Origin of the sequence: Streptomyces sp. NPDC091376 (genome assembly GCF_044757085.1) — a bacterium.
Lineage (GTDB): Bacteria > Actinomycetota > Actinomycetes > Streptomycetales > Streptomycetaceae > Streptomyces > Streptomyces pratisoli.
The window spans coordinates 1-7,004 of sequence record NZ_JBIVUF010000049.1; the positions used below are offsets into that span (position 1 = coordinate 1).

Annotated in this window: 6 protein-coding genes and 1 pseudogene; 4 read left to right on the forward strand and 3 right to left on the reverse strand. The window is 65.8% G+C overall.

The window, feature by feature from the left end; translation table 11 throughout:
* Positions 1-270: 270 nt before the first annotated feature.
* The 3 genes and pseudogenes from ACIQMR_RS37945 to ACIQMR_RS37955 all read left to right on the forward strand — a co-directional run bounded on the left by ACIQMR_RS37945 (position 271) and on the right by ACIQMR_RS37955 (position 3,995).
* Entirely contained in the window at positions 271-630 is a 360-nt protein-coding gene (locus ACIQMR_RS37945) for a transposase (protein ID WP_401397636.1), read from the forward strand.
* A 365-nt stretch (positions 631-995) separates the two neighbouring features.
* Positions 996-2,187: pseudogene (locus ACIQMR_RS37950) on the forward strand (IS110 family transposase).
* Between the two features lie 569 nt (positions 2,188-2,756).
* Positions 2,757-3,995: an IS110 family transposase gene (locus ACIQMR_RS37955; RefSeq protein ID WP_401397639.1), complete on the forward strand. Its 1,239-nt coding sequence runs from the start codon at positions 2,757-2,759 to the stop codon at positions 3,993-3,995.
* A gap of 20 nt (positions 3,996-4,015) precedes the next feature.
* On the opposite strand, the gene ACIQMR_RS37960 is transcribed toward ACIQMR_RS37955, so the two are convergent.
* On the reverse strand, positions 4,016-4,246 hold the full coding sequence (locus ACIQMR_RS37960) for a hypothetical protein (protein ID WP_401397641.1): 231 nt from the start codon (positions 4,244-4,246) through the stop codon (positions 4,016-4,018).
* A 114-nt stretch (positions 4,247-4,360) separates the two neighbouring features.
* Positions 4,361-4,846 (reverse strand): hypothetical protein, encoded by a 486-nt coding sequence (locus tag ACIQMR_RS37965; RefSeq protein ID WP_401397644.1) that lies wholly within the window; start codon positions 4,844-4,846, stop codon positions 4,361-4,363.
* Positions 4,847-5,061: 215 nt separating this feature from the next.
* On the opposite strand from ACIQMR_RS37965, the gene ACIQMR_RS37970 reads away from it, so the two are divergent.
* The gene (locus tag ACIQMR_RS37970) at positions 5,062-5,253 is read left to right on the forward strand and encodes a hypothetical protein (RefSeq protein ID WP_401397647.1); all 192 of its coding nucleotides are present in this window, start codon (positions 5,062-5,064) and stop codon (positions 5,251-5,253) included.
* A 564-nt stretch (positions 5,254-5,817) separates the two neighbouring features.
* On the opposite strand, the gene ACIQMR_RS37975 is transcribed toward ACIQMR_RS37970, so the two are convergent.
* Positions 5,818-6,366, reverse strand: a complete 549-nt coding sequence (locus ACIQMR_RS37975) for a hypothetical protein (protein WP_401397650.1) — start codon at positions 6,364-6,366, stop codon at positions 5,818-5,820.
* Between the last annotated feature and the right edge of the window lie 638 nt (positions 6,367-7,004).

Consider the following 7,004-nt stretch of genomic DNA (forward strand, 5'->3'; position numbering starts at 1 on the left):
CACTCACCCGCAGATCCTTCGCGATCACAGCGGTCCTCTCACCCGCCGCGAACCACACGCCGGCCTTCAGCCGGATCCTCTCCCGAAACGGCCGACGCTCAGCAGTCAGGCCCCCACCCTCCGGACAACGCATAACACCGGCATACCGCAGGGATCATGAACCATCACTACCCGATGACAAGCCGAAAACCTCAGTAACTGGCCTGGATCGAGGCGAACAAGCACAGCAAAGCGACCGGGACCCGCAAAGCCCCGCCGCTCCTGGTGCGGGTGGTCGAGTACCGGATCGACGGCCAGGCCGAGATGATCCGACTGATCACCAGCCTCACGGACCACGAGAAGTACCCGGCCTCCGAGCTCGCCGAACTCTACGCACGACGCTGGGAGATCGAGCTCGTCTTCGACGAGATCAAGACCCACCAGCGCGACAGACCCGTCCTGCGCTCACAGACCCCGGACGGCATTCGGCAAGAGATCTTCGCCCACCTGATCGTGCACCACGGGCCTGCTCGGCGAGGCCGCTCGCATCGCGCAGTGCACGGCGGACCGGACCTCGTTCACCCGAGCCCTGCACGTCGTCCGCCGCTCGGATCGCGCCGACTGGCTTTCCCCCTCAGCACGCAGACGTGACCGTCGCCTCGGCCTCGCCGAGATCACCCGGGCCTTGCTGCCCCGACGACGGTCACGCGACTGCCCCCGAAAGATCAAATCGTGCATCACCCCGTTCACCAGCAAGGCCCCGATGAACCCGCCAGCCAACACCGACCAGCCACCACCATCACCCTGAACCACAGATGGCAGTGACTCCAAAAGCAACGGCATTGTTGTGCATGATTCGGGGGGTGGTGTCACCGGCCCGGAGGCATCGACGGACCGCTGATGAGGGGCTTGAGCACTGGCTTCACCCGAGCCGGAAGAGCTTTCCGTAACGTGGATGTGGCAGCTCGGTGCCGAGGCAAGGCCGGACGCAAGCGTGATGGAGGGGCTGGCACGTGATCGACACCGGCGACATCGACGTCTTCCTCGGCCTGGACGTCGGCAAGGGCGAACAGCACGCCACCGTCGTCACCTCGGCCGGGAAGAAGACGTTCGACAAGCGCCTGCCCAACACCGAGCCCAAACTCCGCGAACTGTTCGCGAAACTCCAGGCCAAGCACGGAACAGTGCTGGTCGTGGTCGATCAGCCGGCCTCGATCGGCGCCCTGCCGCTGGCAGTGGCCCGAGATACGGGCTGCCCGGTCGCCTACCTGCCCGGGGCTGACGATGCGGCGGATCGCCGACCTCTACCCGGGCGAGGCGAAGACCGACGCCAGGGACGCGTTCATCATCACGGACGCGGCCCGCGCGATGCCGTACACGCTGCGGGCGATCGACGGCGGGAACGAGACGGTCGCCGAGCTGGAGATGATCGTTGGGTTCGACGACCTGGCCGGCGAAGCGACCAGGGTCGCGAACCGGCTGCACGGTCTGCTGACCCAGATCCATCCGTCCCTGGAAAGGGTGTTGGGGCCGCGGTTGCAGCACCCGGCCGTGTCGACGCTGCTGGAGCGGTTCGGGTCACCGGCCCAGATACGCAAGGCCGGCAGACGGCGGCTGGTCACCCTGCTGCGGCCGAAGGCGCCAAGGATGGCCGAGCGGCTGGTCGAGGACATCTTCGCCGCGCTCGACGAGCAGACCGTGACCGTTCCGGGCACCGAGGCGGCCGCGTTGATCGTCCCGAGCCTGGCCGGATCACTGACCGCCGTCCTTGGCCGTCGCAAATTGCTGGCCGGACGGATCGAGGAACTCCTGGATGCCCATCTTCTTTCGAAGGTCCTGACGTCGATGCCGGGAGTCGGGGTCAGGACCGGAGCCCGCATCCTGATCGAGGTCGGCGACGGCAGCACCTTCCCGACCGCCGGCCACCTCGCCGCCTACGCGGGACTTGCCCCGGCGACCCGCAGCTCGGGCTCTTCGATCCGCGGCGAACAGCCATCCAGGAGGGGGAAACAAGCAGCTCACAGTAGGGGAAACGAGCAGCTCAAACGTGCTTTCTTCCTCTCCGCGTTCGCCGCCCTGGGCGACCCGGCATCGCGGGCCTACTGCGATAAGAAGATCGCCCAGGGCAAGCACCACACCCAGGCCCTGCTCTGCCTCGCCAGACGCCAGGCCGATGTGCTGTTCGCGATGCTCCGCGACGGAACCTAATCCCATGTGAAGAACATTCCGTTGGGGCGGTTGCTCTTTCGGATGTTCGAGTGCTGGCCGTGACATCTGGCGGACACCGAGGAGCCTCTCGTTTCTAGTCAGGTGCACGGCCTGGCGCTCGCGGTGGTGTCAGTCGCGGAGGCGCTGTGGGGATGCCTTCAGTAGTCCAGGCGAGAACGTCTATTGGCGAGATCGGCGGCGCTCGGTGTCTTCGCGGCTGCTACCACTCGCAAGTTGACGGTCGTAACCGCCGGTGGACGTCTTGATGGAACCGGACTTGTCGAAGTCTCGTAGAAGAGAGGCGACATCGGTCGCTTACGGCCGTCAGCACTGATCGATGCACTCGCACGTGAAGGTTGGTGGCACGAGCCCACTTCACGGTGACCCCTTGCTCCACCCGGGCTGCTACAGCTCCCGCAGAGACCGGGGCCCGTGGAGTGCGCTGGTGCCACGAACGGCTAGTGAGGTGGAGGCACTGCCGTGAACCGGTTGATGCCTGGGATTAGGTCGCTCGCGTGGCCCTGTACGCGCTCGTGACCAGCGCAAACACCTGCATATGGGGAGGGACTTTGATCTACTGCGGAATCGACTGGGCCGAACGAACCCACGACGTCGCGCTGGTCGACGACGCCGGCACGCTGGTGGCCAAGCGGCACATCACCGACGACGCGGCCGGCTACAAGGTGCTGCTGGACTTGCTCGCCGAGTACGGCGACTCCGAAGAGAACCCGATCCCGGTGGCGATCGAAACCTCCCGAGGGCTGCTGGTCGCGGTGCTGCGGACCGGGAAGCGGAAGGTGTACGCGATCAACCCGATGGCCGCCGCACGCTACCGCGACCGGCACAGCGTCTCGCGCAAGAAGTCCGATCCTGGCGACGCTCTCGTGCTGGCGAACATCCTGCGCACCGACATGCACGCCCACCGCCCCCTGCCTGAAGACAGCGACCTCGGCCGGGCCATCGCCGTCCTGGCTCGCGCTCAGCAGGACTCGCTGTGGAACCGACAGCAACTCGCCAACCAGCTCCGTTCCCTCCTGCGCGAGTACTATCCAGCCGCCCTCGACGCCTTCGCCACCTGGACCAACGGTTTGTGCCGTCCAGAGGCTCGCGAACTCCTGCGGGCAGCACCGACTCCGACCCGAGCGGCGCGGCTGACCCGCACCCAGCTCCAGGCTGCGCTCAAGCGCGCTGGCCGCAAGCGCGGCATCGAGGCGGAGGCCGACCGTCTCCGCGACGTCTTCCGCGCCGAGTGGGCCCATCAACCGCCACTCATCGAGGAAGCACTGGGCAAGCAGATGCTCGCCCTCCTCATCCAGCTAGAGGCCGCCTGCACCGCCGCCGACCAACTCGCCGAGGAGGTGGAAGGGGCGTTCCCTCAGCACCCGGACGCCGAGATCCTGCTGAGCTTCCCTGGGCTCGGCATCCAGCTCGCCGCCCGGATCCTCGCTGAGATCGGCGACGACCGTGGGCGCTTCACCGACGCCCGCGGTCTGAAGGCATACGCCGGCTCATCACCCATCACCAGGGCCTCCGGCAAGAAGTCGTCCATCACTCGGCGATGGGTGAAGAACGACCGGCTCAACCACGCCGGCTACTTGTGGGCATTCGCCTCGCTACGAGCATCTACCGGCGCCAACACCCACTATCGACGACGACGCGAACGCGGCGACTGGCACGCAGCCGCCCAACGCAATCTCTTCAACCGCATGATCGGTCAGCTCTATCACTGCCTCCAGCACCGCCGACGCTTCGACGAGAGCCTGGCCTTTCCGGCTTCATCCGAAGCGACAGAAGCCGCTGCTGCATAGATCGACCGACTGAGCCGCCATCACTCAGGGATGACCAGCCCGCGGTCACGCAGCTGAGGCAGACAGGTCTTCAGGCAGTCCTCCACCGAAGCCGCATCAGTACGCACGAGCAGGTCCTCGTGGAAGGGGCCAGCATTCGCGACGAAGGTCCACGGCCTGACGCCATCACGCATGCGCTCCGCATCTGCCTTGAAGAGCACCGTTACGCCCTGCTCAGCCAGCGCCTCCATCACGCGCACAACGTCGACCATCGCTCCACCCCTACCCGTTCGAATAGGGAGGTCACGCTACATGGGCCGGACGTCCCTGACTTGACGGCATAACAACGTGAGGTGTCTTCTACGAACCTCGGCCGTCGGCCGCAGTTATCTGACCTGCGGATCTGCGAGGAGAACGACTCGATCGGCCTCGACATCGAAGCCGAGCACCGGATGGCCATAGTTGCCTTCCGGGTCCATCAGCACAGGCTTGCCCAGCCGCCGCCCGATCTCCCGGAGGAAGCCGCAGAACACATCAAGCCGGTCCTGGCCCTGCAACTCCCGCAGGTCGACGTCGAAGTCGACTTCATCGTCGGCATGAAAACGGAAGATCGCCAGCACATCGGCAGTCGGCCAGACCCGCAGGTCCGGGCACTCGGCATCCGCCGGGCGGGACAGCACGGCCTCCGCCTGGGGCACCGGAAGCGCCGTCTCTCCCTCGGAGTACTGGCACTTCCAACCCTTCTCCGCGACAAGATCGAGGACCGCCTGCCAGTCCTCCACCGAAGCATCCGGGACACGCACGTCCGGCAACGACCCCATCAAATCCGGATCGAAGAAGGAACTCACGTCATCCCACAGCAGATCAGCCACGCCGCCATGCTGCCCGGCTCGCCGACCCAACGCACCCCCGTTTCCCTTGACCAAAGAGATAGGAGCACCCCCTCGCAGTACGAAGGGCTGTCCTGCTGCTGGTGCTTGTTCTGGGCCGATGAACGCTTTCCTGCCCCTCCGCGCGGCCGGAGTCCGCCTTCGGGTGTGCGCAACATGCGCCGGCATGTTCGGCATCGCCACGTGGAGGTGAGCCAGTGACCGGCGAAGCAGCCCCTCAGGTGGCCGCCGGCGAGGTGCCCATGGTGTTCGCGCGGTGGCTCGCATCGCTCGCTTCGGAGTCCCACGATGAGCTTCGGCACCGGGAAGCCGACGTCCTCGCCGAGCACGGGGTGACGATCCGCTACAGCTGGGCACCGCTGGTCTTGTTCTCAGGTGGCCTCCGGTGAGCGGAGCGCACCTAGGCCGTGATCGTTATGGCCCGCGGACGGTATCTGGGTGCCGATCCTCAGCACGCTGGTACAGGCCGCCGGCCTGGATCGCACCGAGTGCGGTCCTGGTGGCTCTCGCCGATGAGGGAAGCGCCACCCTCGCCGTCGCACGACCTGACACCACATCCGAGAACTTGCTGCAGGCGCCGACGCCCTGCACCGATCGGACGGGCAGGCAAGTGCGTGTTGCTGCGGAACCGGTGACGGCTACCGCCGCGGTGCAGCGCTGAGCGAGCCGCCGCACTGGCGGTGACCGCCGCCTGCCGAACCTGCTGTCACCGGAACCGCGTCGCCCCGGATTGTGGTCCCGAGGCAGGCCTGTCGCACGCGGGGCAGCGCACCACCCCGCCGCGCGGCGGGAGCGGCCCCTGACCGGTGCCTGACCCACTAGCAAGACCGGCCGGAAAGCGGGCCAGCAGGCCCGGGACGCCCGCGTCCTCGTCGCAGGCGTCTGGCCCAGGACGTCGATAGGCTGACCGGGGCGGGGTTCGCCACTCGGTGATCAGTTCTCAAGCGCCAGGTTCAGGGACATCCTCCTGTCCAAGAGCGGCCTTCAAGAGCAGCGAGGAGCCGCGGGGGATAGACCGTTACGCCATCAATCACCGTGTCATCGGAAAAGCCCTCGTCCGGCGAGATGTACGTCGTAGTTGTTACGCATCCCACGATCTTCTCTACCCCGCTTCTTACACCCCACAATGCATGAAAGTCATTAACGGTCTGGAGTGAATGCACGTCAAATCCGTTATTCGCCAATCCCGCCGAAAATTCACCGGGCTGCTTCCAGTTCTTGAACTCTATGTAGCGGTCCAGGCAAGTGCGATATTCCTTTCCGTTAGATTTCTCCAGGATCCACTCAGTACAAGCGAGGTTCGCCCAAGGCTCTCCCGTCGCAGCCCCCGCTGAAGCAGCCGGACCCATGGAGCCAAGGGCAAGCGCAATGCCGATAGCGCCAGTTATGGCGGATTTCTTAAGCATGTTCAATTCATTCTCCCGTCCCCTGAGGATTTCTGCAGTACCGCATTCGGGCGCCCACTCGCTACTGGCAACGCGGAGCTCGGGAAGGCTCGCCACTCGCCTCGCCTCCACGCCCCGCCAGGATCTCTAATTGATCATTCCGGATGAAACTGGCATGCCAACTTGACGCTCGAAAGCCGCAATAGAAGAGTCTGCCGATCTTGCACTTGGCCGAGCCGGTAGCCGCCTCAAGGGTAGAGATCTTTCCCCTTGTAGTCGGCTGCGCAGGGTCGAAAGATACCGGAGCCGCAAGCAAGTGGTCATCGGTAATAACTACCCGCAAAGCGTACTCGTCGTGGATTCTTCTCGCGGACAGTTCGTGCGGGTGCTTCATGCTCGCCCGCCCGTACGAACGGCTGTCCTCCGGCCGGGCCGTGTGCCGGTCGAACCACTCGCGCTGGCCACCGTGACCAGCGTTCCCGGCCGACTCGGCGATCTGGTTCAGCGCTGCTCGCAGCGTTCTCGAGGAACTCCAGACGGCTCAGGCCCTGGTCACCGCCAGCACATGAGTGGTGTCCGTGCGCTGCCGATTGCCCGCCGCGACCAGCCCGGCTTCGCCGGCGGCGGTCAGCACCGCGTCGGACACTGCCGGACCCGCGTCCCCCCCCGTTATCTTCTTCGCGGTCCTGCAAGAGGGCCGCTGGCCTCCGGGCCCGGCATGGCTGGTCCCCCCTGTCGAACGGATGACCTGGGGG

Excerpts from the sequence above, each read along its gene's own strand:
- ACIQMR_RS37960 (WP_401397641.1), bottom strand. The coding sequence starts at position 4,246 with ATGGTCGACGTTGTGCGCGTGATGGAGGCGCTGGCTGAGCAGGGCGTA.